Here is a 25385-nt window from a genome sequence, read left to right as displayed (position 1 = left end):
AGGGAGGACGACTATGAAGTTCAGCAGACTGGCATTTGCCGCAGCCACGGCGCTCGCGTTCGCGACGCCCGCGGCGATGGCGGACCTCGTGTTCCCCTCGCTCGACTATCGCACCGGGCCTTATGCCCCCAACGGGATTCCCTTCGCCGACGGCTATGCGGACTACTTCACGCTGGTCAACGAGCGCGACGGCGGCATCGGTGGCGTCAAGGCCAGGGTCGTGCCCTGCGAGACCGAGTACAACACGACGAAGGGCGTCGAGTGCTACGAAGCCACCAAGGGTGAAGGGGCGCTGCTTTATCAGCCGCTCTCGACCGGCATCACCTACCAGCTGATACCGAAAGCCTCGGCTGACGGGATCCCGATCCACTCGATGGGCTATGGCCGCACCTCGGCTGCGAACGGCAAGGTGTTCGAGTGGGTGTTCAACTATCCAGGGACCTACTGGGACGCCGCCTCGATCATCGTCAAGCATATCATCGACCAGGAAGGCGGCGACATCTCGGGCAAGAAGATCGCGCTCGTCTACCACAACTCGGCCTATGGCAAGGAGCCGATCCGCACGCTCGAGGAGCTGGCGAAGAAGCACGGCTATTCGCTGACGCTGCTGCCCGTCGATCATCCGGGGCAGGAGCAGAAGGCGACCTGGCTGCAGATCCGCCGCGACCGGCCCGACTATGTCGTGATGTGGGGCTGGGGCGTGATGAACCAGGTGGCGGTGCAGGAGGCGGTGAACATCCGCTTCCCGATGGACAAGTTCATCGGCGTCTGGTGGTCGGGGGCCGAGACCGACGTGCTGCCGGCGGGCGAGGGCGCGCATGGCTACAAGGCGATCACGATGCACGGCGTGGGCATGGACTTCCCGATCTATGCCGACCTGAAGACGCATGTCTATGACAAGGGCCTCTCGGCCGGTGCGGGCGACCAGCATGGCTCGGTGCTCTACAACCGCGGCATGCAGGCGGCGATGCTGGCGGTCGAGGCCGCCAAGACCGCGCAGGCGATCCACGGCGCCCCGAACATCACCGCCGCGATGATGCGCGACGGGATGGAGGCGCTGGAGATCACCGACGAGAAGCTGACCGCGCTTGGCCTGCCGGACTTCATGCCGACCTTCGAGGTGACCTGCGCCAACCATGGCGGCTCGGGCCTCGGCGCCATCCAGCAGTGGGACGCCAAGACCAAGACCTGGAGCCTGGTGACCGACTTCATCGCCTCGGACCGCGAGGTGATCGACCCGCTGATCGCCGAGGATTCGGCGGCTTACGCGGCCGAGGCGAACATCACGCCGCGCACCTGCGAGTGAACCGTGCCGGGCGGGCCGCGCGTCGCGGCCCGCCCGATCCTCGTCCCGCCCGGCCGGGCGGGCTGCCGACGACGTGGCGCGCCCCGGCCGCAGGGTGCGCGATAGGGGAATCGCAGGGATGCGTGAAACGAGCCACGACGACGCCTTGCTCGACGTCTCGAACATCGAGGTGATCTACAACCACGTGATCCTCGTCCTGAAGGGCGTGTCGCTGAGCGTGCCCAAGGGCGGGATTACCGCGCTTCTGGGCGGAAACGGCGCGGGCAAGACCACCACGCTCAAGGCGATCTCGAACCTGCTGCATTCCGAGCGCGGCGAGGTCACCAAGGGCCAGATCCTCTATCGCGGCGAGCGGGTGGCCGAGCTCAACCCCGCGGAACTGGTCAAGCGCGGCGTGATCCAGGTGATGGAGGGGCGCCACTGCTTCGAGCACCTGACGGTCGAGGAGAACCTGCTGACCGGCGCCTACACCCGCACCGACGGGCGCGCCGCGGTGCAGCGCGACCTCGAAATGGTCTACAGCTACTTCCCCCGCCTGAAGGAGAGGCGCCGCAGCCAGGCGGGCTACACATCGGGCGGCGAGCAGCAGATGACGGCGATCGGCCGCGCGCTGATGAGCCGGCCCGAGACGATCCTGCTGGACGAGCCCTCGATGGGCCTCGCGCCGCAGCTGGTCGAGGAGATCTTCGGCATCGTGAAGTCGCTCAACGAGAACGAGGGCGTGAGCTTCCTGATCGCCGAGCAGAACACCAACGTGGCGCTGCGCTTCGCTCATCACGGCTATATCCTCGAATCGGGCCGCGTGGTGATGGACGGCCCCGCGGCCGAGCTGCGCGAGAACCCGGACGTGAAGGAGTTCTACCTCGGCATGTCCGAGCAGGGCCGCAAGAGCTTCCGCGACGTCCGCAGCTACCGCCGGCGCAAGCGCTGGCTGAACTGACGGTGCCCGGGAGGCAGGCATGACCGAGCATTACGACGCCCTCGAGACCCGCAGCCCCGAGGCGCGGGAGGCCTCGCTGTTCGAGTGCCTGCGGGCACAGATCCGCGCGGCCAAGGCGGCGGCGCCCGGGATCGCGCGGCTGCTCGAGGGTGTCGAGCCCGGCGACGTGGCCGACCGCGCGGCGCTGGCGAGGCTGCCGGTCCTGCGCAAGTCGGCGCTGGCCGCGATGCAGAAGGCCGAGCCGCCCTTTGGCGGGCTGACGACGCGGCCCGCCACCGCCTTCGACCATGTGTTCCAGTCGCCGGGGCCGATCTACGAGCCGGGGATGTCCTCGGTCCCCGACTGGTGGCGGTTTGCCCGGGCGCTGCATGCGGCGGGGTTCCGCAAGGGCGATCTCGTGCACAACAGCTTCGCCTATCACCTGACGCCCGCGGGAGTGATGCTGGAGGCGGGCGCCCGGGCGCTCGGCTGCTGCGTGCTGGCGGGCGGCGTCGGCAACACCGAGGCGCAGGCCGGGGCGGCGGCGGACCTGGGCGCCAGGGGCTATATCGGCACGCCCGACTTCCTCAAGGTGATGATGGAGAAGGCCGCGGAGCTGGGGCGCGAACTGAGCTTCGCCCGCGCCTGGGTGTCGGGCGGGCCGCTGTTCCCGTCGCTCAGGGCCTGGTACGCCGAGCGTGCCATCCCCTGCCTGCAGGGCTATGCCACCGCGGATGTCGGCTCGATCGCCTACGAGACTCCGGCGATGGAGGGGATGGTGGTGGACGAGGGCGTGATCGTCGAGATCGTGCGTCCCGGCACCGGCGACCCGGTGCCCGAAGGCGAGGTCGGCGAGGTTCTGGTGACCGCGCTCAACCCCGACTACCCGCTGATCCGTTTCGCCACCGGGGATCTCTCGGCGGTCATGCCGGGCATCAGCCCCTGCGGGCGGACCAACATGCGCATCCGCGGCTGGATGGGACGCGCCGACCAGACCACCAAGGTCAAGGGCATGTTCGTGCGCCCCGAGCAGGTGGCCGAGATCGTGGCCCGCCACCCCGAGGTCAGGAAGGCCCGCCTCAGCGTGACCCGCGAGGGCGAGCAGGACCGCATGATGCTGGCAGTCGAGACCCAGACGCCTTCGGCGGAGCTTGCCGCCCGGGTGCGCGAGACGATGCAGGCCGTGCTGAAGCTCAGGGGCGAGGTCGAGGCGGACGTGCCGGGGTCGCTGCCGAACGACGGGAAGGTGATCGACGACCTGCGAAAGTTCGACTGAGGGATATCAGCCGGCGCACGACGAACGGCCCTGCCTGCGGCGGCGCGTCGGGCGCGGACGGGTTGCGCGTCATTCTCCTCGATCGTCCGCACCCGGTTGGCTGCCATCGGGTGCCACCCTCTCCCCGGCCCTCGAGACCAGCACCTTGTCGATGCGGCGCTCATCGAGATCCAGGATCTCGATGCGCCAGCCCATGTGGATCAGGCTCTCGCCGACATCCGGCAGCCTGCCGGCGAGGTCGAGCACGAGGCCGGCGACCGTCTGATACCCGCGATCGACGGGCAGGGTGATGCCGATGCGGTCGGCGAACTCGTCCACCGGCATCGAGCCCGCGACGATGAGGCTGCCGTCGGCGCGCTCGATCACCTCCTCCTCCTCGCCGCCCGGCTCGCCGGTGAAATCCCCGGTGATTGCCTCGAGCAGGTCCATCGCCGTGATGATCCCCTCGAAATGCCCGTACTCGTCATAGACGAAGACCATGTTGGCCGGTGTCTGCCGCAGCATCTCGATGACGTCGAGCGCCGCCATCCAGTCCTGCACCACGGGCGTGGGGATGATGAGCGAGCGCAACTCGGTCTCGTCCCGCGGCGGTGGGCGGTCGAGGAAGTCTGTGGTGGTGAGCACGCCGATGAGGTTGTCGCCCTCCCCGTCCCTGACCGGCAGGCGCGAGCGGCGCGTCGCGCGGAAACGCTCGATGATCGAAGACGCGCTGTCGGTGACGTCGACCATCTCGACCTTGCGGCGCGGCGTCATCAGGCCGCGCGCGGTGCGGTCGGCGATGCGCATCACGCCCGCGATCATCTCGGTCTCGGCGGGCTCCATGATGCCGGAGCGGCGCGCCTCGGCGATCACCATCCTGACCTCCTCGTCGGTCATGTTGCCCTCGGCCTCGCGCGATTGGCCGAGGAGGTCGAGCACGAGGCGCCCGGAGTGGTCCAGCAGCCAGACGAGCGGTGCCGCGGCCAGCGCAAGGGCCTGCATCAGGGGAGCGACGCGGGCGGCCACGGCCTCGGGCGCGCGCAGGGCGACCTGCTTGGGGACGAGCTCGCCGATGATCAGCGCCAGATAGGTGATCACGATAACAACCCCGCCCACGCCCATGGTGCGTGCGAGCGCGGGAGCAGTCCCCGCGGCCGCGAGGGTATCGGCGAGCCGCACGCCGAGGGTCGCGCCCGAATAGGCCCCCGACAGCACGCCCACGAGGGTGATGCCGATCTGGACCGTGGAGAGAAATCGGCCCGGATGCCCGGTGAGTTGCAGCGCGACCGCCGCGCCCCGGCTGCCGCCGTCCGCCATCACCTTGAGCCGTGCCGGGCGCGCCGAGACGAGGGCGAGCTCCGACATCGCGAGCAGGCCGTTGGCGAGGATCAGGACGAGGACGATGGCAATTTCGAGGAACATGTGGGCAAGGCGGCTCTCTGTCGACGCTGGCGGGGGTTTAAACCCGATGGTGCCACGTTAGAGCGTTGCGGCGGGATCGTCGCCCCCTGCGTGGCGAGACAAGGGTTGCGCCCCGCGGGCACGGTCATGGGGCGGCGTTCGAGCGCCCACCCCCGAAAGCGGAAACGCCGCCCCGTTCCCGGAGCGGCGTCCCCAAGTCCACCCGGCGCGCAATCGCGCCCGGTCCAGTCTCAGCCCTGACGCGCCTTGTAGCGACGCTGGGTCTTGTTGATCACGTAGACGCGGCCCTTGCGGCGGACGACACGGCAGTCGCGGTGGCGGCCCTTGAGCGAGCGCAGCGAGTTCTTGACTTTCATCTCTCTATCTCCTCGGACGGCGCGGCTCAGGCGAGCGCGGCCCTGGCCTTCTCGACGATGGCGCCGAAGGCCGCGGGCTCGTGCACCGCGAGATCGGCAAGCACCTTGCGGTCGACCTCGACCCCGGACTTCGCGAGCCCGTTGATGAAGGTCGAGTAGTTCAGGCTCTCGTCATGCGCGCGCACGGCGGCGTTGATGCGCTGGATCCACAGCGCGCGGAAGGTGCGCTTCCGGCGCTTGCGGTCGCGCGTCGCATACTGCATCGCCTTCTCGACCGACTGCTTGGCGGTCTTGAAGCTGCGCGAGCGGGCGCCGTAATGGCCCTTGGCCTTGTCGAGGATCTTCTTGTGACGGCGATGCGTCACGGTGCCGGATTTCACTCGGGACATCTGTCAGCCCTCCCCTCAGCCCGCATACGGCAGGAATTGCTTCACGATCTTCTCGTCCTGGGCGGAGAGAACGGTCGTGCCGCGCGCCTGGCGGATGAACTTGGGGGTGCGCTTGATCATGCCGTGGCGCTTGCCGGCCTGTGCGACCTTGATGCGCCCCGAGGCTGTGACCTTGAAGCGCTTCTTGGCGCCCGACTTGGTCTTCATCTTGGGCATTTCCGTCTCCTGTCATGTCTGACGCGTCAAGGGGCGGCACGGCAGCCCATACCGGCCGGCAGCCCCGTCGAAAGTCTGGGAGCGCGTTCTATACAGGCGCGCCCCGGTGAAGGCAAGGGGCGGGCGCGGCTCAGTATTCGGCGCTCGATTCGTAGATCTGCCGCTCGTCGCAGGGCGCCACGCGCAGGATGTTGGTCGAGCCCGGCACGTTGAAGGGCACGCCGGCGGTGACCACGATGCGGTCGTCCGAGCCCGCGAAGCCGTCGCGCAGAACCGCGCGCACCGCGCTCACCACCGCCAGCTTGAAGCGGTCGACCGGCTCGCCGATGACGCAGTGCAGGCCCCAGACCAGGCTGAGCCGCCGGGCGGTCGCGCGGACCGGCGTGAGCGCGAGGATCGGAACGGCCGGGCGCTCGCGCGCGGCCAGAAGCGCGGTGGTGCCGGAATGGGTGAAGCAGCAGATCGCCTTGACGCGCGTCGCCTCGGCCACCTCACGCGCGGCCGCGGTGATCGCGTCGGCGACCGAGGTGCGGTCGACCTGCCGCGCCGCGGTGATGATCTGGCGGTGCAGTTCCTCGCCCTCGACCCGGCGCGCGATGCGGTCCATCATCGAGACCGCCTCGACCGGGAACTGGCCGGCGGCCGATTCGGCCGACAGCATCACCGCGTCTGCCCCCTCGTAGATGGCGGTCGCGACGTCCGAAACCTCGGCCCGGGTGGGCACGGGGCTGGTGATCATGCTCTCGAGCATCTGGGTCGCGACGATCACGGGCTTGGCGGCGCGGCGGCATTCGCGGATCATCCGCTTCTGGATGGGCGGGAGTTCCGCGATGTCCATCTCGACGCCAAGGTCGCCACGCGCGACCATGATGCCGTCCACCACCTTCAGGATCTCGGAGAAGCGCTGCACCGCGGCAGGCTTCTCGACCTTGACCATGACGGCGACCTTGCGCTCGCCGATCAGCTCGCGCGCCTCGAGCACGTCCTCGGGGCGCTGGACGAAGCTGAGCGCGAGCCAGTCGACGCCCTGTTCGAGCGCGAATTCCAGATCGGCGCGGTCCTTGGCCGTGAGCGCCGCCAGCGGCAGCACCACGTCGGGCACGTTCACGCCCTTGTTGTTCGAGATCTCGCCGCCCACCACCACCTCGCAGTCGGCGCTTTGCTTGTCGCAGGCGCGCACCTTGAGGCGGATCTTGCCGTCGTTGACCAGCAGCGTCGCGCCGGGTTCCAGCGCCGCGAAGATCTCGGGATGCGGCAGCTGGACCCGCGCGCCGTCGCCCGGCGTGTCGTCGAGGTCGAACCGGAAGGGCTGGCCCACCTCGAGTGTCACTGGGCCCTCGGCGAAGCGCCCGACGCGCAGCTTGGGGCCCTGCAGGTCGGCGAGGATGCCGATCGGACGCTCGAACTCGTGTTCGGTCTCGCGGATCAGTCGGACGCGCTCGGCCTGGTCGTCCTGGGTGCCGTGGCTCATGTTGAGGCGGAACACGTCGACGCCGGCCTCGAACAGGCGGCGCAGCATCTCGCGGCTCGACGAGGCGGGGCCGACGGTGGCGACGATCTTGACGTTTCTCTGGCGGCGCATGTCTCTCCCCCTCGGCCGGGCGCGGTGTTGCGGCCGGGATCATCCGGGCGCGCGTGATGCATTGCAAGCGGGCATGCGCTAACAATCTTGCGTTCTGGTATACCAGAATGTCGGCAAGGTGACCGGTCCGTGCGACCCGCTTGTGCGCCGCCTGCCGGCAAGGGTAGGGTCCGGCGCCCGCGCGGCCAGCGAAGGGTTGCAACTCAGGGAGCAGAATGAGCGTCTTCGTCCCCGTCGAGCATGTCTCGCCCGGCTCGAGCCAGCAGGCGATGACCGACCTGATCCTGCTCTGCGACCATGCCCGCAACGCCGTGCCGCCCGAGATCGGCGCGCTCGGCCTGCCGCCCGAGGACATGGCGCGCCATATCGCCTTCGACGTCGGCGCGCGCGGCGTGACGCTGGGGCTGGCGGCGCGGCTGGGGGCGGGGGCGGTGCTATCGACCTATTCGCGGCTGGTGATCGACCCCAACCGCGGCGAGGACGATCCCACGCTGGTGATGAAGCTCTATGACGGGTCGATCATCCCGGCGAACCGCCATGTCGACGAGGCCGAGGTCGAGCGCCGCCTCGCGGCGTATCACCGGCCCTATCACGACGCCATCGGGCTCGCGATCGACGAGGTGCTCGAGGCCGGGCGGGTGCCCGTGCTAGTCTCGATCCACTCCTTCACGCCGCAGCTGAGGGGGCGGCCGCCGCGGCCCTGGCATGTGGGTGTGCTGTGGGACCGCGACGCGCGGCTGGCGGAGCCGCTGATCCGCCGGCTCGAGGCGGAGGGCGACCTCTCCGTCGGCGACAACGAGCCCTATTCGGGGCAGCTTCGCGGCGACTGCATGTGGCGCCACGGCACGGCGCGCGGCATCACGCACGCGCTGATCGAGGTGCGCAACGACCTCATCGCCACGCATGACGGACAGGCGGACTGGGCGCGGCGCCTCGCGCCGGTAATTCGGGGCGCGGTCGACGACATGCGCGCGGCAGGGCATTGAGCCCGCCCGCGCCGGCCACGATATCGGGAACGAGCCACAAGGGAGGACGGAGCATGACGAGGCCCGACGACATCGAGATCGAGGCGGCGATCTACCGCCGGCTGAGGGATCACCTGCGCGCGCGCACCGACGTGCAGAACATCGACCTGATGAATCTTGCAGGGTTCTGCCGCAACTGCCTCTCGACCTGGATGAAGGAGGCGATCGAGGAGCGCGGCGGCGAGATCACGAAGGAGGCCGCGCGCGAATCGGTCTACGGCATGCCCTATGACACCTGGCGCGAGAAGCACCAGACCGAGGCGAGCGCCGAGCAGAAGGCCGCCTTCGCCAAGAGCCATCCGGGCCACTGAGCCCGCGCAGCCCGGCGGGCAGCAAAGGGTTTGCGCCATGCGGCGTGCAGGCGCCCGGCCTGCCCGCGAGATCGCGCTGGCACGGGGCGCGCGGCCACGCTAAAGGCTGACGCCTCGTGCGAGCCAAGGAGACCTCCGCAATGGAAGACATCTCGACCACCACTGTCGCCGCCGGGCAGCTTCGCGCCATCATCGAGCGCATCGAGCGGCTCGAGGAGGAGAAGAAGGAGGTCGCCGAGCAGATCAAGGAGGTCTACGCCGAGGCCAAGGCCAACGGCTTCGACGCGAAGATCCTGCGCAAGGTGGTGTCGCTGAGGAAGAAGCCCGTCGAGGAGCGCCAGGAGGAAGAGGCGGTGCTCGAGCTCTACCTCGCCGCGCTGGGCATGCTGCACGCGGGCGACTGATCCCGCCCGCGCCCGCGCGTTCCGCCGCTCACGCGCCGGGCTTGCGGATGTCGTAGTCCTCGAGCTTGCGGTAGAGGGTCGAGCGGCCGATGCCGAGGCGGCGTGCGACCTCGGCCATGCGGCCGCGATACTGCCCGAGCGCGCGGCGGATCGCTTCGGCCTCGATTTCCGCGAGCGGGCGGACATGGCCGTCGGGCCGATGAAGGATGTCGATCCGGCTATCCGGCGGCGGCGTGTGCTGGCGGGTGCCGTTCGCCGGCTCGCTCGGGCCGGCATCCGCCCCGGCGAGGTCGAGGCCGACGAGGTGCTCGGGCCGGATCAGCGGGCCGTCGGCCAGCACCACGGCGCGGTGGATCGTGTTCTCGAGCTGGCGGACATTGCCCGGCCATTCCGCGCGGCGCATCGCCTCGATCGCGGCCTGCGAGAAGCCCTGGATGCGGACCGCGGCGGCGGTGCGGTATCGCGCGAGGAACATCTCGGCCATGCCGGCGATGTCGGCCCGCCGCTCGCGCAGCGGCGGCAGGTGCAGCGGAAAGACGCTGATCCGGTAGTAGAGATCCTCGCGGAACGTGCCGGCCGCGACCATCGCGCGCAGATCGCGATTCGCGGCCGATATCAGGCGGATGTCGACCTTGACCGAGCCGGTGGCGCCGACCGGGTCGATTTCGCCCGTCTGGATCGCGCGCAGGAGCTTGACCTGCGCCGGCATCGGGAGCTCCCCCACCTCGTCGAGAAACAGCGTGCCGCCCGAGGCCTCCTTGAACTTGCCGGGCCGGCGGTCGACGGCGCCCGGGAAGGCACCCTTCTCGTGCCCGAACAGGATCGATTCGATCAGGTCGCCTGGCAGCGCGCCGCAGTTCACGGCCACGAAGGGCCGGCCCGAGCGTGCCCCGGCGCCGTGGATGGCGCGCGCGAACACCTCCTTGCCGGTGCCCGATTCGCCCGTGACGAGGACCGGGATGTCGGTCGTCGAGGCCCGCCGCGCAAGCGAGATCGCCTCGCGGATCGCCGGGCTCGCGGCGATCAGGTCGTCGAAGCCGAGCCGGTCGGTCTCCTGCCGCGTCAGTCGGCGCACCTCGGTCGAGAGGGCCGACATCTCGAGCGCGTTGCGGATCGAGACCTCGAGCCGCTCGGGGCCCACAGGCTTGACGAGAAAGTCGATGGCGCCTGCCCGCATCGCGTCGACCGCCCGGGTGACCGAGCCGTCGGCGGTCAGCACGATCACCGGCACGGACGAATCTGCCGCGCTCAGCCGGCGCAGCACGTCGAGGCCGTCGAGATCCGGCATGTTGAGGTCGAGCAGGCAGATGTCAGGCTGCGGGCCGCGCCCGCTCAGGCGCTCGAGCGCCGCCGTCCCACCATCGGCCGCCTGGACCTGGAACCCTGCCGACGACAGGACCGCCGAGAGGTAGTTCCTCTGGAGCCGATCGTCGTCCGCCACCAGAACGGTCGCCGTCATCACGCACCCACCCGCAAGCGCACACCCTTCACCAAGGTGCCATCAGGCCCCGGCTTGTGGGTCTGGTCGTGGCATGATTGAGGCGATTTCGTGCGCTGACGCTGCGGCAAGGCATCGTCGGTGCGACCCGGTGACCGAAATACTGCGACCCTGTTGTTAATCTGCGACGACCGGGATAAATTCACTTCCCGGGGCGGTCCAAATCCCTGCGCTGATTGTGCTGATGTGCTGAATATGCCATTGCAGATGAGCGGAGCGGCATAAGTGGCCGAAAAACCAATTCCGGGGCGTGCTTTCGATGCGTCCCTTAAGGAACGGAGAGAGGGATGAAGACTGCAACGAAACTGATGCTTGCGGTGTCCGCGGTCGCGCTGGCCGCCTGCACCAAGCCGGATCTGCCCGGGTCGAACCTTGGCGGCACCTTCACCGCCGAGCGTTTTCTGGAGCAGGACCATGGCGGGTCGGGCTTCAACGGCGCCCTCGCCAAGGAATACACCGAGCTCGCCCGCCGCTCGGCGAACAAGGATCAGCGCTGGTACAACGCCACCGCCTACATCGCGAAGGCCGAGGCCGCCGAGGCCGGTGCCGATGTCGGCCCGTGGAGCCCCGAGTCGCTGGGCGTAAGCGGCGACGCTGCGAACATGTATGACCAGGTCGTGGCCACCATCCTCGCCAACCGCGCCGAGCGGCCCGAGGCCTGTGCCCGCGCCCAGGCGATGTGGGACCAGTACCTCGAGGCGCTGCGCGGCCATCCCGCCAACTGCATCAACCCGGATGACGCGAAGGCCCTGCTGGACGAGGCGCTTGCCGCCTGCGCCGGCCGCGCGTTCGCCAGCGACTACGTGGTGTACTTCGGCTTCAACCGCACCAACCTGACCGACACCGCCCGCGCGACGCTGGACGAGGTGGTCGAGGCGGTGAAGGCTCTCGGCAGCACGGCGCTCTCGGTCGTCGGGCATGCCGACACCGTGGGTTCGGCCGACTACAACCAGGGCCTGTCGGAGCGCCGCGCCCGCCGCGTAGCCGATGCTCTGGTCGAGCGTGGTGTGCCGCAGGGTGCGATGACCTTGGCCGGCCGCGGCGAGCGTGAGCTTGCGGTGCCGACCCCGGACAACACTCGCGAGCCGCTGAACCGCCGCGTCGAGATCACGCTGTCGCAGTAATCGCGACGGCCTGACACGGAAAGGAATCGCCCCGCGCCGGCCGCGCGGGGCGGTTCTACTTTTTCGGGCTCCCGCCGGATGCGGCGACCCAGCTTTCGCTCCTTTCCTTCCGAGTGCCGGGCGGGCCCATCGGATCGTGCTCCCGACCCGGTTCAGGCGCGGATTTCGCAGGCGCGCCCCCGTGAGAGGGACCGATCCGCCCGTGCGCGAGCCGGGTCGAGGCGGTATGCTTGCGGGGCCGCGCGCAAGTCCATGGCGCGGACGGGCGAGGGAGGCGAGACCATGCGAGACACAGCTGGCAGACCCATGCCGCGCCGTGCCCGTCAGGGCGCCCGATCGGTCCTTGGCGCGCTCGTGGCCGGCGCGCTGGCCGCGGCGGCTCCCTCAATCCCGACCGGCGCCCGCGCGCAGGAGACCGGGCAGCGGCTCGACATGGAGGAGTTCAAGCGCAAGCTGGACGAAGCCTGGGACGAGATGATGCGCGAGCTCGGCCCCACCATCGACAGCCTCGGCGCGCTCATGGAGACGCTCGACCGGATCGACTCGCTCGAGCATTACGAGCGGCCCGAGATCCTGCCGAACGGCGACATCGTGATCCGTCGCAGGCCCGACGCCCCGCCCCTTCCCGAAGCGCCGGGGGAGAAGGACGAGCCGGCCGGGCAGACGCCCGGAATTCGCACCTGACGGGGTTTCGCGTCGCCTGCCCGCGGGCTATCTCTGCGTGCAGGACAACGGAGTGAACTCATGCCGAAGCTGCACGACCTCGCCCTTCCGGGCGCGCGCCCCCGCCTTGTGCGCGACACCGCCGCCGAGCGCGGCGCGGCCCCCGACCTGGGCGCCCTGCCGGACTGGGACCTGAGCGATCTCTACGCCGCGCCCGATGCGCCGGAGCTTGCCGCCGATCTCGCCCGCGTCGAGGGCGAATGCCGCGACTTCGCGGCGCGCCACGAGGGCAAGGTGGCCACGATGGCTGCCGAGGATCTCGCCGCCGCGATCGAGGCATTCGAGGCGATCGACCTCACGCTGGGGCGGGTGATGTCCTATGCCGGCCTGCGCTATTACCAGAACACCACCGACCCCGCGCGCGCCAAGTTCATAGGCGACACGCAGGCCCGGGTGACCGAGATCACGACGCCGCTGGTGTTCTTCACGCTCGAACTCAACCGCATCGAGGAGGAACGCATGGCGGCGCTGGTGGGCGAGAGCCCGCGGCTCGCGCGCTACGGGCCCTGGCTCGACCGGCTGCGCGCCTTCCGGCCGCACCAGCTTTCGGACGAGCTGGAGAAGTTCCTGCACGACCAGTCCGTGGTCGGCGCCGCCGCCTGGAACCGCCTGTTCGACGAGACCATGGCCGCGCTGACCTTCGAGGTCGAGGGCGAGGAAGAGCCGCTTGGCCTCGAGGCCACGCTGAACCTTTTGTCGAACAAGGATCGCGCGCGGCGGCAGGCTGGCGGCGAAGCGCTGGCGCGTGTGCTGGCGGGCAATATCCGCCTTTTTACCCTGATCACCAACACGCTGATCAAGGAGAAGGAGGTCGAGGACCGCTGGCGCAAGATGCCCGCGCCCGACCACGGCCGCCACCTTGCAAACCATGTCGAGCCCGAGGTCGTGGACGCGCTGCGCGAGGCGGTCTGGGCGTCCTTCCCGCGCACCAGCCATCGCTATTACGCGATGAAGGCGCGCTGGCTTGGGCTGGAGAAGCTGGAATACTGGGACCGCAACGCGCCACTGCCCGAATCGGACGACCGAGTGGTGCCGTGGGACGAGGCGAAGGCGCTCGTGCTCGACGCCTATGCGGGCTTCAGCCCCAGGATGGCGGAACTGGCCGAGCCCTTCTTCGAGCGCGGCTGGATCGACGCGGGCGTCAAGCCCGGCAAGGCGCCCGGCGCCTTCGCGCATCCTACCGTCGTCGATGTCCACCCCTACGTGATGCTCAACTATCTGGGCAAGACGCGCGACGTGATGACGCTGGCGCACGAACTTGGCCACGGCGTGCATCAGCGGCTGGCGGCGGGGCAGGGTGAATTGCTCAGCCGCACGCCGCTCACGCTGGCCGAGACGGCCTCGGTGTTCGGCGAGATGCTGACCTTCCGCAAGCTGCTTGCCGCCGAGACCGACCCCGCGCGGCGCAAGATGCTGCTGGCGGGCAAGGTCGAGGACATGCTGAACACGGTCGTGCGCCAGATCGCCTTCTATGAGTTCGAGCGGCGCATCCATGCCGCCCGGCGGCAGGGTGAACTGACGGCCGAGGACCTCGCCGCGCACTGGCTGGCGGTGCAGTCCGAGAGCCTGGGCCCGTCGATCAACCTGGCCGAGGGCTACGAGACCTTCTGGTCCTATATCCCGCACTTCATCCACTCGCCCTTCTACGTCTATGCCTACGCCTTCGGCGACGGGCTCGTGAACGCGCTCTATGCGGTCTACGAGAACGCGACGCCCGGCTTCGAGGACAGGTATTTCGACATGCTGTCGGCAGGTGGGGCGAAGCATCACCGCGAACTGCTGGCGCCCTTCGGGCTCGACGCCTCGGACCCGGCCTTCTGGCAGAAGGGGCTGGGGCTGATCTCGAGCTTCATCGACGAGCTCGAAGCGATGGGCTGAGGCGGCGCGATGCGGCGGGGCGGGATCGCGGCGGCCCTCGGGCTGGTGGCGCTGGCGGTCTTCGCCGCGCTGCCCGCGCGGGCCGGGACGCCTTCCGGCGTGACGGAGATCGCCGCGGCCTTCGCCGGGCCGCCGGCCGCCGGCGAGACGCGCGTCCTCTTCATCGGCAATTCCTTCACCCGCGAGCATGACCTGCCCGAGCTGGTCAAGGGCATCGCGGCGCGCGAGGGCGTGCGGCTGCGGCCCGCGATGATGGTGCGGGACGGCGCGCATCTGGCGCAGCACGCGGCCGCGCCCGAGGTCGCGCGGCTGGTCGCCGATCCCGGCTGGGAAGTGCTGGTCCTGCAGGATCACAGCGTCGCGGCCCTGACGCCCGAGTCGGCGGCGGCATCGCGCGCGGCGGCGGCGCGGCTCGCGGGGCTGACCGCGGCGCGGCTCGTGCTGTTCGCGACCTGGCCGCGGGCGCCGGGGCACGCGCTCTATGCCGAGCCGGGGATGCCCGACACGCCGGCGCGGATGAACGCGCGGGTGGCCGCCCATTACGCCGGGCTGGCCGAGGCGCTGGGCGCGCGGGTCGCGGGGGTGGGGGATGCATTCCTCGCGGTCGGCGCGCGCGCCTCGGGACCCGGGCTCCATGCAACGGACGGCTATCACGCCTCGCCCGAGGGCGCGCGCCTTGCGGCGAGCGTGCTTGCCGCGGCGATCCTCGCGCCGCCGCTCGTGCCGCGGGCCGAGCGCGCGGCGCTGTCGCCGGCGCCGGCTCAGCCCGCGCGGTCGATCGCCGCGCGGTAGAGGTGCCAGGTCGCGTGCCCCAGCCAGGGCAGCACGATGACCAGACCCGCGAACAGCGGCAGCATGGCCAGCGCCAGCAGCACCGCCACGGTCAGCCCCCATGCCGCGATCGTCACCGGGTTCTCGGCGCAGGCCCGGAGCGAGGTCGCCATCGCCCTTGCGGCCGAGGTCTCGCCATCCACCAGCATCGGCAGCGAGAACACGCCCAGCACCAGCGCCGCGAGCGCGAACAGGAAGCCCACGCCATTGCCGAGGATGAACATCGCCTGCCCCTGCGGGGTGGTGGCGACCTGCGCGAGGAAGGCGGCGAGGCCGGCGGGCGCCTCTGCGCCGATCGTGGAGAAGACGATCTGCCGCGCCGCGACCAGCCAGACCACGAAGAGGCCGAACAGCATCAGCCCCACCCGCAGGATCGCCCCGGTCGAGGGACCGGACAGCACCGACAGCGCATCTGCGAGCCGCAGGTCGCGGGCGCCCGCCTCGTGCTTGCGGCTCAGCTCGAACACGCCCACGGTGGTGAGCGGGCCGACGAGCGCGAAGCCCGCGATGATCGGCACGAGCAGTGGCAGAATCGCGTAATCGAAGGCGGCGTAGGAAAGCACGAAACCGACGGCGGGATAGACGACGAAGAGCGCGACCATCGAGGTCGGCCGGGCGAGGAAATCTTCCCAGCCGCGCGCCAGCGACAGGCGGATGTCGGCGATGCCGATCTGGCGGATTGCGGGCTCGGGGGCCTCGTCGGCAAGATGTCCGGCGGTTCGGGAAATCATGGCGTGCCTCCCCTGGCTGCTCGAAGGCCGGGCTGCAGCCAAGCCTCCCCAATGGGACTATAACGCATCGGACGGCCGATCGGCACCACGATGCGCGGTCCTCGCCCGCTTGTGTTTTCGCGCGCGCCCGGCTAACTCGGCGGCCGAGGAGCCAGAGGATGGAGCCGATGCAGGACCTCGACCCGATCCGCGCGAAATACCTTGCCGAGGTCGCCGATGCCGCCGACGAGGCCGCCATCGAGGCGGTGCGCGTGGCAGCCCTTGGAAAGAAGGGCGAGGTGAGCCTGATGATGCGCGAGCTGGGCCGCATGGAGCCCGAGGCGCGCAAGGCCGCGGGGCCCGCGCTCAACGCGCTCAAGGACGAGATCGAGTCGGCGGTCAGGGCGCGCCGCGCGGCGCTCGCGGATGCCGCGCTGGCCGAGCGGCTGCGGGCCGAGTGGCTCGACGTCACGCTCGACCCCCGGCCCGCGCGGGCGGGCACCATCCACCCGGTGAGCCAGGTGACCGAGGAGGTGGTGGCGATCTTCGCCGCCCTGGGCTTCGCCGTCGCCGAGGGCCCGCAGATCGAGACCGACTGGCACAACTTCGACGCGCTCAACATCCCGCCCGAGCATCCCGCACGGCAGGAGATGGACACCTTCTACATGGCCCGCGCGGCAGGCGACGAGCGGGCGCCGCACGTGCTGCGCACGCATACGAGCCCCGTGCAGATCCGCCACATGACAGCCCACGGCGTGCCCTGCCGCGCCATCGCGCCGGGGCGGGTCTATCGCTGCGACTACGACCAGACCCACACGCCGATGTTCCACCAGGTCGAGGGCTTGTGCATCGACCGCGCGATCTCGATGGCGAACCTCAAATGGGTGCTCGAGGAGTTCTGCCGCAGCTTCTTCGAGGTCGAGGGCGTCGAGCTGCGCTTCCGCGCCTCGCATTTCCCCTTCACCGAACCTTCGGCCGAGGTCGATATCCGTTGCTCCTGGGCAGGCGGGCAGCTGCGCATTGGCGAGGGCGACGACTGGCTGGAAATCCTCGGCAGCGGCATGGTCCATCCCAAGGTGCTGGCGGCGGCGGGGGTCGATCCCGACCTCTGGCAGGGCTTCGCCTTCGGCATGGGGATCGACCGCATCGCGATGCTGAAATACGGCATCCCCGACCTGCGGGCCTTCTTCGATTCCGACCTGCGCTGGCTGAGGCATTACGGTTTCGCGGCGCTGGACATGCCCACGCTGCATGGCGGCCTGAGCCGCTGAGGCGGCGCAACACCGGTCTGCGACACCCGTTCGCGCCTGAATCCGACATTTTCGTCGGATTTCGGCATGCGCGCCACCCGAGGCGGGATTAGACCCGCCCCGCCGCCGGGGGGCGGCACATTATGGGGACTCAAACAATGAAAAGCGCTTTGAGGCCGGCAATTCTTGCCGGGTCGATGGGTATTCTTGCGATCCTGCCGCAGGCCGGGCGTGCCGGCGATGCCGACATGGTGGCGCGCGGCGCGTATCTGGTGGCGATCATGGACTGCACCGGCTGCCACACGCAGCACTCGCCCGACTTCGAGCCGATCGAGGGGATGCACCTCGCGGGCAGCGGGATGGGCTTCGACATGGGGCCGATGGGGATCGTCTGGCCTCCGAACCTCACGCCCGACGCGACCGGCCTCGCGGCCTGGTCGGACGCCGAGATCGTCGCGGCGGTTCGCACCGGGGTGCGGCCGGACGGGCGGGTCCTGGTCCCGATCATGCCGTGGCGGTCTTACGCCGCGCTGTCGGACGAGGACGCTGCGGCGCTGGTCGCCTATCTCCGCAGCCTGCCGCCGGTGTCCAACACGGTGCCCGGCCCGATCGGCCCCGGCGAGGCGGCGACGGCGCCGTACCTCACACCCCGCTTCCCGGGGTGATGTCGCCAAACCGGTAGCGGGTGACGCGCGCGCGCTCGCGCGTCACCCTGGGCCGCGTGATCCTGCGCCGGTTTCGGGGTGCGGGAGGGTGGGATGGCGACGGTCCTGGTGGTCGAGGGCAACACGCCCGAAATCGTGGCGCGGATGCGGGCCGAGGGGCGCGTGCCCTCGGCCGAGAATTACGCCGCGGTGCTGACGCGCCTTGCTCCGGGGCTGGCGACGCGCATCGTGCGGCCGTCCTTCCCCGGCTTCCGGCTGTCGGACATGACGCTCGGCTATGCCGCTGGCGTGGTGTTCACCGGCTCGGGCGTCCATTGGTCGGCCGATGCGCCCGAGGCCGCCGACCACCGCGCGGTCATGGAGCATGTGCTGGCCGCGGGCCTGCCGGTGATCGGCTCGTGCTACGGGGTGCAGCTTGGCGCCGTGGTGCTGGGCGGGCGGGTGCGCTGGAGTCCGAACGGGACGGAACTGCCCATCGCCCGCGCGATCCGGCTGACCGACGCCGGGCGGACGCACGCGCTCCATGCCGGGCGCGCCGAGGTGTTCGACTGCCCCTGCATCCACCGCGACGAGGTGTCCGACCTGCCGCCCGGCGCGATTCTGACGGCGACCAACGACCACTCCGCCGTGCAGGCTATGGCGGTCGAGCGGGGCGGCGTGCGGTTCTGGGGGATGCAGTATCACCCCGAGATGACGCTGGCCGATGTCGCGCGCTCCATGGCGCGGGGCAAGGGCGCGGTGATGGACGCAACCCCCGGCGGCGAGACGCCCGACCCGGCCATCCCCGACTGGATCGCGGTCTCGGAGGCGCCCGAGGCGCATCCCGGTCTGGCCGCCCGCCGCGCCGTCGCGCCCGAGGTGCTTGCCTTCCATGCCCGCACGGTCGAGCTTGCCAACTGGCTGCGCGTCGTGGTTGGGGCGGCGGTTGCGGAAGGGCTTGCGGCCGAGTGACCGGCCCCCTTCCCGCGCCGGGGGAATTTCGCTAAGGACGGGCTCCGAACCCGCCGGGCGCCGTTCCCGCGCCCGCCCGAGCCGAGCGAGAGAGCCATGAAGTTCACCCTGTCCTGGCTGAGGGAGCATCTGGAGACGGATGCGACCCTGACGGAGATCACCGACGCCCTGACCGATCTTGGCCTCGAGGTCGAGGGGGTCGAGGACCCCGCGGAAAAGCTCGGCGCCTTCACCATCTGCCGCGTGATCGAGGCGAAGCCGCATCCCGACGCCGACCGGCTGCGCCTGTGCAGGGTCGAGGCCTGGCCGGATGGCCCGGGCAAGCCCTCGCAGGTTGTTCAGGTGGTCTGCGGCGCGCCGAACGCGCGCACGGGGCTGGTCGGCGTCTTCGCCGCGCCCGGCACGCATATCCCTGGCACGGGCGTCGACCTCAAGCCCGGCGTGATCCGGGGCGTCGAGTCGAACGGGATGCTGTGCTCCGAGCGCGAGCTCATGGTCTCGGACGACCACGAGGGCATCATCGACCTGCCCGCCGATGCGCCGCTGGGCGCGCGCTACATCGACTACGCCAAGCTCAACGACCCGGTGATCCAGATCGCCGTGACCCCCAACCGCCCCGACGCGCTGGGGGTGGCCGGGATCGCGCGCGACCTTGCGGCGCGGGGGCTGGGGCGGCTGGTCACGCCCGAGACGGCGCCCGTGAAGGGCGCCTTCTCCAGCCCTATCGGCGTGCGGCTGATGGACGACGTGAAGGACCACGCCTGCCCGCTGTTCGTGGGGCGCTACATCCGCGGCGTCAGGAACGGGCCGAGCCCGGACTGGTTGCAGCGCCGCCTGCGGGCGATTGGGCTCAGGCCCATTTCGGCGCTGGTGGACATCACCAACTTCCTGACCTTCGACCGGGCGCGGCCGCTGCATGTCTTCGACGCCGACAAGGTGACGGGCGACATCCATGTGCGCCTGAGCCGCGTGGGCGAGACACTCGAGGCGCTCGACGACAAGACCTATGAATTCGACGACCAGATGACGCTGATCTGCGACGACGCGGGGCCGGAAGGCATCGGCGGCGTGATGGGGGGCCTCGCCTCCGGCGTCACGCCGGAGACGGTCAACGTCTTCGTCGAGGCCGCCTATTTCGACCCGGTGCGCACGGCCGCGACGGGCCGCAAGCTGAAGATCAACTCGGACGCGCGCTACCGCTTCGAGCGCGGCATCGACCCCGCCTTCACGCCCGAGGGGATGGAGATCGCGACGCGGCTGATCCTCGACCTCTGCGGCGGTGAGGCGTCCGAGCCGGTGGTGGCGGGGCGCGTGCCCGACACCGCGCGCGCCTATGCGCTCGATCCCGCGCGGGTGATCAGCCTCGTCGGCATGGAGATCCCGCGGGCCGAGCAGGTGCGCATCCTCACGGCGCTGGGGTTCTCGGCCACCGGGCTGGGCGAGAAGCTGGAAGTCTGGGTGCCTTCGTGGCGGCCCGACGTGCAGGGCGAGGCGGATCTGGTCGAGGAGATCGCGCGCATCGCCTCGCTGACCAGGCTGCCCGCGAAGCCGCTGCCCCCAGCATCCGAGGGCGTGCCCGCGCCGCAGCTCTCGCCCATGCAGCGCCGGGTTAGTGCGGCGCGGCGCGTGCTGGCGGCCGAGGGGCTGAACGAGTGCGTGACCTACTCGTTCGTCCCGGGCGCCCAGGCCGCGCTGTTCGGCGGCGGCGACGTGGCGCGGCGGCTCGAGAACCCGATCTCGGCGGACCTGTCGGACATGCGGCCCGACCTGCTGCCGGGGCTTCTGGCCGCGGCTGCGCGCAACCAGGCGCGAGGTGCGGGCGAGATCGGGCTGTTCGAGGTCGGACCGGTCTTCTCGGGCGGCGAGCCGGGCGAGCAGGAAACGGTGGCCGCAGCCCTGCGCGTGGGTGCGACGAGCCCGCGCCACTGGGTGGGCACGCGGCGAGCGGTGGACCTGATGGACGCCAAGGCCGACGCGCTGGCGGTGCTGGCCGCGGCGGGAGTGGACACCTCGAAGCTGATGGTCGCGCGCGAGGCGCCCGGCTGGTTCCATCCGGGCCGGTCGGCGGCGCTGAAGCTGGGGCCGAAGAACGTGCTCGCGGTGTTCGGCGAGCTGCACCCCAAGGTGCTGGAGGCACTGGACGTCAAGGGCCCGGCGGTGGCCGCGGTCGTCCATCTCGAGGCCGCGCCCTTCCCGAAGAAGAAGGGCACGACCCGGCCCGCGCTGGTGGTCTCGGACTTCCAGGCGGTCGAGCGCGACTTCGCCTTCGTGGTGGATGCGCGCATCGAGGCCGAGGCGATCCTGAAGGCCGCGCGAGGCGCCGAAAAGAAGCTGATCGAGCGCATCGCCGTCTTCGACGTGTTCGAGGGCCGGCGCGCGGCCGAACAGCTTGGCGAGGGCCGCAAGTCGGTCGCGATCAGCGTGCGGCTCCAGCCCACCGCGGGCACCCTGACCGAGGCCGAGATCGAGGCCGTCTCGGCCCGCGTGGTCGAGGCCGTGGGCAAGGCCACCGGCGCAAGCCTGCGCAGCTGAGCGGTTTTCCCGCTTCCGCGCCCGCCCCTTCCGTGACAAGGTTTCCCCGCGAAATCATTGCGGAGGGGGCGCGATGCTCAAGGAATTCAGGGAATTCGCGATCAAGGGCAATGTCGTCGACATGGGCGTCGGCATCGTCATCGGCGCGGCCTTCACCTCGATCGTCAACAGCTTCGTGGCGGACATCATCAACCCGATCATCGGGCTGATCACCGGCGGCATCGATTTCTCGAACATCTTCATCAATCTCAGCGGGCAGGAATTCGCCTCGCTGGCGGCGGCACAGGCGGCGGGGGCCGCGACCGTCAACATCGGGCTGTTCATCAACGCGATCATCAGCTTCCTGATCGTCGCCTGGGTGCTGTTCTTCGTGATCAAGGGCGTCAATCAGCTCAAGCGCAAGGAGGAGGCCGCGCCCGCAGCCCCGCCCGCGCCCAGCGCCGAGGAAAAGCTGCTGACCGAGATCCGCGACCTGCTGGCCCGTCAGTCGGCCTGATCAGAACCCCGCCTGGCCCAGCGCGATATAGGCCGCCATCCCCGCGAGGATGCCGGGTAGCAGGCGCCGCGTGGCAATGCCGGTGCCGAGCGCCGCCACCGCTGCCAGCACGCGCTGAGGATCCGCCGCGATCTGGCCGTCGCTGACCAGCACCATCGGCGCGATCAGCGCAGGCAGGACTGTGACGGGGACGTAGTTCAGCGCCTACATCACGATGGGCGGCAGGCGGCGGCCGGCCAGCAGCCCGATGAAGGAAAAGCGGATCAGGTAGGTCGCGACCGCAAGCCCCGCGATCATCGTCCAGACGGTGGCATCGGTCATTCGGCGGGCTCCATCACGGGCGCGGCCCGCCGCGCGACGCGCCGCCCCGCGGCCATGCCCGCGGCGATCCCGGCGGCGGCTGCGACCAAGAGCCCCGCGCCGCCCGGAAGCCCAGCGAGCAGGACCGCGAGCACGCTGGCCGTCAGCGCCGCCACCACATTCGCGGTGCCGCGGATCATGGGGGCGGCCACGCCGATGAAGCAGGCGGGCGCGGCGAAGTCGAGGCCCCAGCCCTCCGGAATGCGCGCGCCGATCTCGGCGCCAAGCCAGCTTGCGGCGATCCAGACGGTGACGGTCGTGGCTCCGATCCCGAAATAGAATCCTGCGCGGTCGGCCACGCTCTCGCCCGGATGCGCGCGATAGCGGTTGAGCGACAGCGCGAACGCCTGATCGTGCAGGAAGAAGGCGGCAGGGATGCGCCACGCCATGCCCAGCCCCTGCCAGTGCACCGCGATGGCCGCGGAATACATCGCCATGCGCAGGTTCACCACCGCGCCGGTGATGATCGCGACGATCGCGGGCGCGCCGTCCGACAGGAGTTGCAGCGCCGCAAGCTGGCTCGCCCCAGCCACGACCAGCGAGGTGAAGGCCATGGTCTGGGCAAGGTCGAACCCCGCCTCGGCCGCCAGCGTCCCGAAGATCAGGCCGAAGGGCGCGACTGCCAGCAGCACCGGCAACGCCGCCCAGACGCCCGCGAGGAAGCCGCGGCGCGAGGGGCTGACGGTGATCTGATCGGGCGTGCTCATGCGCTTTCCGTAACCGGCCTTGACTGGGGGGGCCAGTCAGGTTTTGTGAAGGACGATGACAGAATTCCTGATCGCTCCCGACCCGAACGACCCGCGGCTCACCCGGCCCGTGACCGGAATCGACCAGACCGGCCACGCATCCGAGATACGTGTCGTCGAGGAACGCGCGCTCACGATCTACCTGAACTCTCAGGAGATCGTGACGGCGATGACCATCGGCGACTACCCGGAATACCTCGCGCTCGGCTACCTGCTGAACCAGGGGATGCTGCGGCGCGACGACCGCGTGACAGGGGTGGACTACGACGAGGAGATCGAGACCGTCGTCGTGCGCACCGAGCGCGAGACCGATTACGAGGAAAAGCTGAAGAAGAAGACGCGCACCAGTGGTTGCGCGGTCGGCACCGTGTTCGGCGACGTGATGGAGGCGCTGGAGGGGCTGCAACTGCCGCAGGCCGAGGTGCGGACCTCGTGGCTCTATGCGCTGGCGAGGAAGATCAACACCGCACCCAGCCTCTACCTCGAGGCCGGGGCAATCCACGGCACGGTGCTGTGTTCGCGCGACCGCCCCCTCGCGTTCATGGAGGACGTGGGCCGGCACAACGCGGTCGACAAGATCGCCGGCTGGATGTTCCGCGAGGGCGTGGGCGGCGCCGACAAGATCCTCTACACCACCGGGCGGCTCACGTCCGAGATGGTGATCAAGACGGCGCTGATGGGCATTCCCGTGCTCGCCTCGCGCTCGGGCTTCACGGCCTGGGGCGTCGATATCGCGCGGCAGGTGGGGCTGACGCTGATCGGCCGGATGCGCGGGCGGCGGTTCAACTGCCTGTCGGGCGAGGCGCGGCTCAGCTTCGACGAGGACCCCGAGGCCGTGGGCGAGGAGGACGCCCGCCACCGCCGAAAGGGGGCCGTCGATGCTGACTGACCGGTACAACGCCGCCATCGACGCAGCGCGCCGCCTGATCGCCGCGCGCGCCAAGGAAGGGCGCCACCACGTCGCCGCCACGGTGCTGACGCGCGCGGGCGGGAGCTACACGGCGGTCAATGTCGACTCGACACTCGGCCGTGCCGCGGTCTGCGCCGAGGCGGTGGCGATCGGAATGGCCTGTGCCGCCGAGCAGGACGCCGAGATCGTGTTCTGTGCGGCCGTCAACCGCCGGCTGGTCGTGGTGGCCCCGTGCGGGCTTTGCCGCGAGTTGCTGCTCGACTACGGCCCCGAGGCGGTGATCGCCGTGCCGCGCGACGGCGAGGGCTTCGCCCTGCGCACGCTGGCCGAACTCATGCCCGAGGCCTACAAGGCGGGGCGGCGCGGTGTCTGAGGTGGCGGAAGAGAGCATGCGGATTGCGGGCATCATTCTGGCCGGGGGGCTCGCGCGCCGCATGGGCGGCGGCGACAAGGCGCTGCTCGAGCTCGAGGGCCGTCCGCTGCTGGGGCATGTGATCGACCGCCTCGGGCCGCAGGTCGGCGCGCTGGTGCTGAACGCGAATGGCGACCCTGCGCGCTTCGCGCGCTTCGGCCTGCCGGTGGTGCCCGATACGGTCGAGGGTTTCGCAGGTCCCCTTGCGGGGGTTCTGGCGGGCATGCGCTGGGCCGCGCCCCGCGGCTTCACGCATGTCGCGAGCGCGGCGGGCGACACGCCCTTCTTCCCGCGCGACCTGGTGGCGCGCCTTGCCGCGGCGCTGGGGCCGCGCGACCGGATCGCGATTGCGGCCACCAACGACCCCCAGCGGGGCCTGAGCGAGCATCCGACCTTCGGGCTGTGGCCGGTCGATCTCGCGGACGACCTGGAAACCGCGCTGACGACGGGCAACATGCGCAAGGTGATCGTCTGGGCCTCGCGCCATGGCTGCGCGCGGGCGGTGTTCGACGAGGCCGGCGCCTTCCCGTTCTTCAACGTGAACACGCCCACGGACCTCGAGGAGGCCGCACGGCTGGCATGCGAGCGGAGCGGCGCATGAAGATCTACGGCGTGATCGGCTGGAAGAACGCGGGCAAGACCACGCTTGTCGAGCGGCTGGTGGCCGAGATCTGCGCGCGCGGCTACAGCGTTTCGACGCTCAAGCACACGCATCACCTGGTCGATCTGGAACGTCCCGGCAAGGACAGCTACCGCCACCGCGCGGCGGGGGCGCAGCAGACGGTGCTGGCCTCGTCCTCGCGCTGGGCGCTGATGACCGAGCTGCGCGGCGCGCCCGAGCCGGCGCTCGAGGCCCTGATCGCCCGGCTCGACCCGGTGGACCTGGTGATCGTCGAGGGCTGGAAGCGCGACCGCCACCCCAAGGTCGAGGCCTGGCGGGCCGAGACCGGGCAGCCGCTGATCGCCCTCGATGATCCCACGATCCGCGTGATCGCCACCAACGACCGCCCGCCCGAGGGGCATGGGCGCCCGCTGATCGGGCTCGATGACATCCCGGCGATCGCGGACTTCGTGCTCGAGGATGTCGGGCTCGCGCTGCGGAAATCGGCCTGAG

29 protein-coding genes are annotated in these 25385 nt (G+C 70.3%); 19 read left to right on the top strand and 10 right to left on the bottom strand.

Annotated features, from left to right (window positions below):
- Positions 1-13 precede the first annotated feature (13 nt).
- The 3 genes from M1105_RS14580 (at position 14) to M1105_RS14570 (ending at position 3501) form a co-directional block, all read left to right on the top strand.
- On the top strand, positions 14-1306 hold the full coding sequence (locus M1105_RS14580) for an ABC transporter substrate-binding protein (protein ID WP_249581111.1): 1293 nt from the start codon (positions 14-16) through the stop codon (positions 1304-1306).
- A 118-nt stretch (positions 1307-1424) separates the two neighbouring features.
- Positions 1425-2246 (top strand): ABC transporter ATP-binding protein, encoded by an 822-nt coding sequence (locus M1105_RS14575; RefSeq protein ID WP_249581110.1) that lies wholly within the window; start codon positions 1425-1427, stop codon positions 2244-2246.
- A 19-nt stretch (positions 2247-2265) separates the two neighbouring features.
- Positions 2266-3501 (top strand): phenylacetate--CoA ligase family protein, encoded by a 1236-nt coding sequence (locus M1105_RS14570; RefSeq protein ID WP_249581109.1) that lies wholly within the window; start codon positions 2266-2268, stop codon positions 3499-3501.
- A gap of 69 nt (positions 3502-3570) precedes the next feature.
- Here M1105_RS14570 and M1105_RS14565 read toward each other — a convergent pair whose 3' ends face one another.
- The 5 genes from M1105_RS14565 to pyk form a co-directional block, all read right to left on the bottom strand.
- Positions 3571-4902 carry a hemolysin family protein gene (locus tag M1105_RS14565; protein ID WP_249581108.1) on the bottom strand — a complete coding sequence of 444 codons (1332 nt, stop codon included), beginning with the start codon at positions 4900-4902 and terminating at the stop codon, positions 3571-3573.
- Between the two features lie 230 nt (positions 4903-5132).
- The gene (gene ykgO, locus M1105_RS14560) at positions 5133-5258 is read right to left on the bottom strand and encodes a type B 50S ribosomal protein L36 (protein WP_249581107.1); all 126 of its coding nucleotides are present in this window, start codon (positions 5256-5258) and stop codon (positions 5133-5135) included.
- A 26-nt stretch (positions 5259-5284) separates the two neighbouring features.
- A complete protein-coding gene (gene rplT, locus M1105_RS14555) occupies positions 5285-5647 on the bottom strand; it encodes a 50S ribosomal protein L20 (protein WP_249581106.1) in 363 nt (120 codons plus the stop codon).
- 15 nt (positions 5648-5662) lie between these two features.
- Entirely contained in the window at positions 5663-5863 is a 201-nt protein-coding gene (gene rpmI, locus M1105_RS14550) for a 50S ribosomal protein L35 (protein WP_249581105.1), read from the bottom strand.
- A gap of 130 nt (positions 5864-5993) precedes the next feature.
- A complete protein-coding gene (pyk, locus tag M1105_RS14545; protein ID WP_249581104.1) occupies positions 5994-7445 on the bottom strand; it encodes a pyruvate kinase in 1452 nt (483 codons plus the stop codon).
- A 269-nt stretch (positions 7446-7714) separates the two neighbouring features.
- Between pyk and M1105_RS14540 the strand changes: the two genes are divergently transcribed.
- The 3 genes from M1105_RS14540 to M1105_RS14530 all read left to right on the top strand — a co-directional run bounded on the left by M1105_RS14540 (position 7715) and on the right by M1105_RS14530 (position 9185).
- Positions 7715-8431, top strand: a complete 717-nt coding sequence (locus tag M1105_RS14540; protein WP_249581231.1) for an N-formylglutamate amidohydrolase — start codon at positions 7715-7717, stop codon at positions 8429-8431.
- 53 nt (positions 8432-8484) lie between these two features.
- Positions 8485-8781: a DUF1244 domain-containing protein gene (locus tag M1105_RS14535; protein WP_249581103.1), complete on the top strand. Its 297-nt coding sequence runs from the start codon at positions 8485-8487 to the stop codon at positions 8779-8781.
- A gap of 140 nt (positions 8782-8921) precedes the next feature.
- Complete coding sequence (locus M1105_RS14530) at positions 8922-9185, top strand: DUF2312 domain-containing protein (RefSeq protein WP_249581102.1); 264 nt, start codon at positions 8922-8924, stop codon at positions 9183-9185.
- A 28-nt stretch (positions 9186-9213) separates the two neighbouring features.
- Here M1105_RS14530 and M1105_RS14525 read toward each other — a convergent pair whose 3' ends face one another.
- Entirely contained in the window at positions 9214-10644 is a 1431-nt protein-coding gene (locus tag M1105_RS14525) for a sigma-54-dependent transcriptional regulator (RefSeq protein ID WP_249581101.1), read from the bottom strand.
- 326 nt (positions 10645-10970) lie between these two features.
- Between M1105_RS14525 and M1105_RS14520 the strand changes: the two genes are divergently transcribed.
- The 4 genes from M1105_RS14520 to M1105_RS14505 all read left to right on the top strand — a co-directional run bounded on the left by M1105_RS14520 (position 10971) and on the right by M1105_RS14505 (position 15200).
- Positions 10971-11807, top strand: a complete 837-nt coding sequence (locus M1105_RS14520) for an OmpA family protein (protein WP_249581100.1) — start codon at positions 10971-10973, stop codon at positions 11805-11807.
- A 282-nt stretch (positions 11808-12089) separates the two neighbouring features.
- Complete coding sequence (locus M1105_RS14515) at positions 12090-12491, top strand: hypothetical protein (RefSeq protein ID WP_249581099.1); 402 nt, start codon at positions 12090-12092, stop codon at positions 12489-12491.
- A gap of 60 nt (positions 12492-12551) precedes the next feature.
- A complete protein-coding gene (locus M1105_RS14510) occupies positions 12552-14408 on the top strand; it encodes a M3 family oligoendopeptidase (RefSeq protein ID WP_249581098.1) in 1857 nt (618 codons plus the stop codon).
- Positions 14409-14417: 9 nt separating this feature from the next.
- A complete protein-coding gene (locus tag M1105_RS14505) occupies positions 14418-15200 on the top strand; it encodes a hypothetical protein (protein WP_249581097.1) in 783 nt (260 codons plus the stop codon).
- On the opposite strand, the gene M1105_RS14500 is transcribed toward M1105_RS14505, so the two are convergent.
- On the bottom strand, positions 15170-15970 hold the full coding sequence (locus M1105_RS14500) for a DUF2189 domain-containing protein (RefSeq protein WP_249581096.1): 801 nt from the start codon (positions 15968-15970) through the stop codon (positions 15170-15172). The genes M1105_RS14505 and M1105_RS14500 overlap by 31 nt on opposite strands.
- Positions 15971-16137: 167 nt before the next feature.
- On the opposite strand from M1105_RS14500, the gene pheS reads away from it, so the two are divergent.
- The 5 genes from pheS (at position 16138) to mscL (ending at position 21843) form a co-directional block, all read left to right on the top strand.
- A complete protein-coding gene (gene pheS / locus M1105_RS14495; protein ID WP_249581230.1) occupies positions 16138-17220 on the top strand; it encodes a phenylalanine--tRNA ligase subunit alpha in 1083 nt (360 codons plus the stop codon).
- A gap of 176 nt (positions 17221-17396) precedes the next feature.
- Complete coding sequence (locus M1105_RS14490; RefSeq protein WP_249581095.1) at positions 17397-17864, top strand: c-type cytochrome; 468 nt, start codon at positions 17397-17399, stop codon at positions 17862-17864.
- A gap of 93 nt (positions 17865-17957) precedes the next feature.
- Positions 17958-18815 carry a type 1 glutamine amidotransferase gene (locus M1105_RS14485; RefSeq protein ID WP_249581094.1) on the top strand — a complete coding sequence of 286 codons (858 nt, stop codon included), beginning with the start codon at positions 17958-17960 and terminating at the stop codon, positions 18813-18815.
- Positions 18816-18911: 96 nt separating this feature from the next.
- The gene (gene pheT / locus M1105_RS14480) at positions 18912-21347 is read left to right on the top strand and encodes a phenylalanine--tRNA ligase subunit beta (protein ID WP_249581093.1); all 2436 of its coding nucleotides are present in this window, start codon (positions 18912-18914) and stop codon (positions 21345-21347) included.
- Positions 21348-21420: 73 nt separating this feature from the next.
- A complete protein-coding gene (gene mscL / locus M1105_RS14475) occupies positions 21421-21843 on the top strand; it encodes a large conductance mechanosensitive channel protein MscL (protein WP_249581092.1) in 423 nt (140 codons plus the stop codon).
- Here mscL and M1105_RS14470 read toward each other — a convergent pair whose 3' ends face one another.
- Genes M1105_RS14470 through M1105_RS14460 form a run of 3 tightly spaced genes read right to left on the bottom strand, consistent with a single transcriptional unit; the run spans position 21844 to position 22910 of the window.
- Positions 21844-22044 carry an AzlD domain-containing protein gene (locus M1105_RS14470; protein WP_264759655.1) on the bottom strand — a complete coding sequence of 67 codons (201 nt, stop codon included), beginning with the start codon at positions 22042-22044 and terminating at the stop codon, positions 21844-21846. It lies immediately after the preceding gene.
- Between the two features lie 3 nt (positions 22045-22047).
- Entirely contained in the window at positions 22048-22164 is a 117-nt protein-coding gene (locus M1105_RS14465) for an AzlD domain-containing protein (protein WP_249581090.1), read from the bottom strand.
- Positions 22161-22910 (bottom strand): AzlC family ABC transporter permease, encoded by a 750-nt coding sequence (locus M1105_RS14460; RefSeq protein WP_249581089.1) that lies wholly within the window; start codon positions 22908-22910, stop codon positions 22161-22163. Before M1105_RS14460 ends, M1105_RS14465 begins: the two co-directional genes overlap by 4 nt.
- Before the next feature lie 55 nt (positions 22911-22965).
- On the opposite strand from M1105_RS14460, the gene fdhD reads away from it, so the two are divergent.
- Genes fdhD through mobB form a run of 4 tightly spaced genes read left to right on the top strand, consistent with a single transcriptional unit; the run spans position 22966 to position 25384 of the window.
- Positions 22966-23838, top strand: coding sequence for a formate dehydrogenase accessory sulfurtransferase FdhD (gene fdhD / locus M1105_RS14455; protein ID WP_249581088.1), 873 nt, complete (start codon positions 22966-22968; stop codon positions 23836-23838).
- Entirely contained in the window at positions 23828-24232 is a 405-nt protein-coding gene (locus M1105_RS14450) for a cytidine/deoxycytidylate deaminase family protein (protein WP_249581087.1), read from the top strand. The genes fdhD and M1105_RS14450 overlap by 11 nt, the downstream gene beginning before the upstream one ends.
- 16 nt (positions 24233-24248) lie before the next feature.
- Complete coding sequence (mobA, locus tag M1105_RS14445; RefSeq protein WP_249581086.1) at positions 24249-24872, top strand: molybdenum cofactor guanylyltransferase MobA; 624 nt, start codon at positions 24249-24251, stop codon at positions 24870-24872.
- Entirely contained in the window at positions 24869-25384 is a 516-nt protein-coding gene (mobB, locus tag M1105_RS14440; RefSeq protein WP_249581085.1) for a molybdopterin-guanine dinucleotide biosynthesis protein B, read from the top strand. The genes mobA and mobB overlap by 4 nt, the downstream gene beginning before the upstream one ends.
- The last annotated feature ends 1 nt before the right edge of the window (position 25385 follow it).

This window comes from Thermohalobaculum sediminis, from assembly GCF_023487995.1.
Lineage (GTDB): Bacteria > Pseudomonadota > Alphaproteobacteria > Rhodobacterales > Rhodobacteraceae > Thermohalobaculum > Thermohalobaculum sediminis.
Note: the sequence above shows the minus strand (reverse complement) of the source record. Positions and strands in the feature narration are given on the sequence as shown.

Excerpts from the sequence above, each read along its gene's own strand:
- mscL (WP_249581092.1), top strand. The coding sequence starts at position 21,421 with ATGCTCAAGGAATTCAGGGAATTCGCGATCAAGGGCAATGTCGTCGAC.
- M1105_RS14465 (WP_249581090.1), bottom strand. The coding sequence starts at position 22,164 with ATGACCGATGCCACCGTCTGGACGATGATCGCGGGGCTTGCGGTCGCG.
- M1105_RS14565 (WP_249581108.1), bottom strand. The coding sequence starts at position 4,902 with ATGTTCCTCGAAATTGCCATCGTCCTCGTCCTGATCCTCGCCAACGGC.
- M1105_RS14505 (WP_249581097.1), top strand. The coding sequence starts at position 14,418 with ATGCGGCGGGGCGGGATCGCGGCGGCCCTCGGGCTGGTGGCGCTGGCG.
- M1105_RS14515 (WP_249581099.1), top strand. The coding sequence starts at position 12,090 with ATGCGAGACACAGCTGGCAGACCCATGCCGCGCCGTGCCCGTCAGGGC.
- M1105_RS14575 (WP_249581110.1), top strand. The coding sequence starts at position 1,425 with ATGCGTGAAACGAGCCACGACGACGCCTTGCTCGACGTCTCGAACATC.
- M1105_RS14540 (WP_249581231.1), top strand. The coding sequence starts at position 7,715 with ATGACCGACCTGATCCTGCTCTGCGACCATGCCCGCAACGCCGTGCCG.
- M1105_RS14525 (WP_249581101.1), bottom strand. The coding sequence starts at position 10,644 with ATGACGGCGACCGTTCTGGTGGCGGACGACGATCGGCTCCAGAGGAAC.
- M1105_RS14520 (WP_249581100.1), top strand. The coding sequence starts at position 10,971 with ATGAAGACTGCAACGAAACTGATGCTTGCGGTGTCCGCGGTCGCGCTG.
- rpmI (WP_249581105.1), bottom strand. The coding sequence starts at position 5,863 with ATGCCCAAGATGAAGACCAAGTCGGGCGCCAAGAAGCGCTTCAAGGTC.
- M1105_RS14530 (WP_249581102.1), top strand. The coding sequence starts at position 8,922 with ATGGAAGACATCTCGACCACCACTGTCGCCGCCGGGCAGCTTCGCGCC.
- M1105_RS14450 (WP_249581087.1), top strand. The coding sequence starts at position 23,828 with ATGCTGACTGACCGGTACAACGCCGCCATCGACGCAGCGCGCCGCCTG.
- M1105_RS14460 (WP_249581089.1), bottom strand. The coding sequence starts at position 22,910 with ATGAGCACGCCCGATCAGATCACCGTCAGCCCCTCGCGCCGCGGCTTC.
- M1105_RS14500 (WP_249581096.1), bottom strand. The coding sequence starts at position 15,970 with ATGATTTCCCGAACCGCCGGACATCTTGCCGACGAGGCCCCCGAGCCC.
- pheS (WP_249581230.1), top strand. The coding sequence starts at position 16,138 with ATGCAGGACCTCGACCCGATCCGCGCGAAATACCTTGCCGAGGTCGCC.
- M1105_RS14570 (WP_249581109.1), top strand. The coding sequence starts at position 2,266 with ATGACCGAGCATTACGACGCCCTCGAGACCCGCAGCCCCGAGGCGCGG.
- M1105_RS14510 (WP_249581098.1), top strand. The coding sequence starts at position 12,552 with ATGCCGAAGCTGCACGACCTCGCCCTTCCGGGCGCGCGCCCCCGCCTT.
- M1105_RS14485 (WP_249581094.1), top strand. The coding sequence starts at position 17,958 with ATGGCGACGGTCCTGGTGGTCGAGGGCAACACGCCCGAAATCGTGGCG.
- pyk (WP_249581104.1), bottom strand. The coding sequence starts at position 7,445 with ATGCGCCGCCAGAGAAACGTCAAGATCGTCGCCACCGTCGGCCCCGCC.
- mobB (WP_249581085.1), top strand. The coding sequence starts at position 24,869 with ATGAAGATCTACGGCGTGATCGGCTGGAAGAACGCGGGCAAGACCACG.
- M1105_RS14490 (WP_249581095.1), top strand. The coding sequence starts at position 17,397 with ATGGGTATTCTTGCGATCCTGCCGCAGGCCGGGCGTGCCGGCGATGCC.
- M1105_RS14535 (WP_249581103.1), top strand. The coding sequence starts at position 8,485 with ATGACGAGGCCCGACGACATCGAGATCGAGGCGGCGATCTACCGCCGG.
- mobA (WP_249581086.1), top strand. The coding sequence starts at position 24,249 with ATGCGGATTGCGGGCATCATTCTGGCCGGGGGGCTCGCGCGCCGCATG.
- rplT (WP_249581106.1), bottom strand. The coding sequence starts at position 5,647 with ATGTCCCGAGTGAAATCCGGCACCGTGACGCATCGCCGTCACAAGAAG.
- ykgO (WP_249581107.1), bottom strand. The coding sequence starts at position 5,258 with ATGAAAGTCAAGAACTCGCTGCGCTCGCTCAAGGGCCGCCACCGCGAC.
- fdhD (WP_249581088.1), top strand. The coding sequence starts at position 22,966 with ATGACAGAATTCCTGATCGCTCCCGACCCGAACGACCCGCGGCTCACC.
- M1105_RS14580 (WP_249581111.1), top strand. The coding sequence starts at position 14 with ATGAAGTTCAGCAGACTGGCATTTGCCGCAGCCACGGCGCTCGCGTTC.
- pheT (WP_249581093.1), top strand. The coding sequence starts at position 18,912 with ATGAAGTTCACCCTGTCCTGGCTGAGGGAGCATCTGGAGACGGATGCG.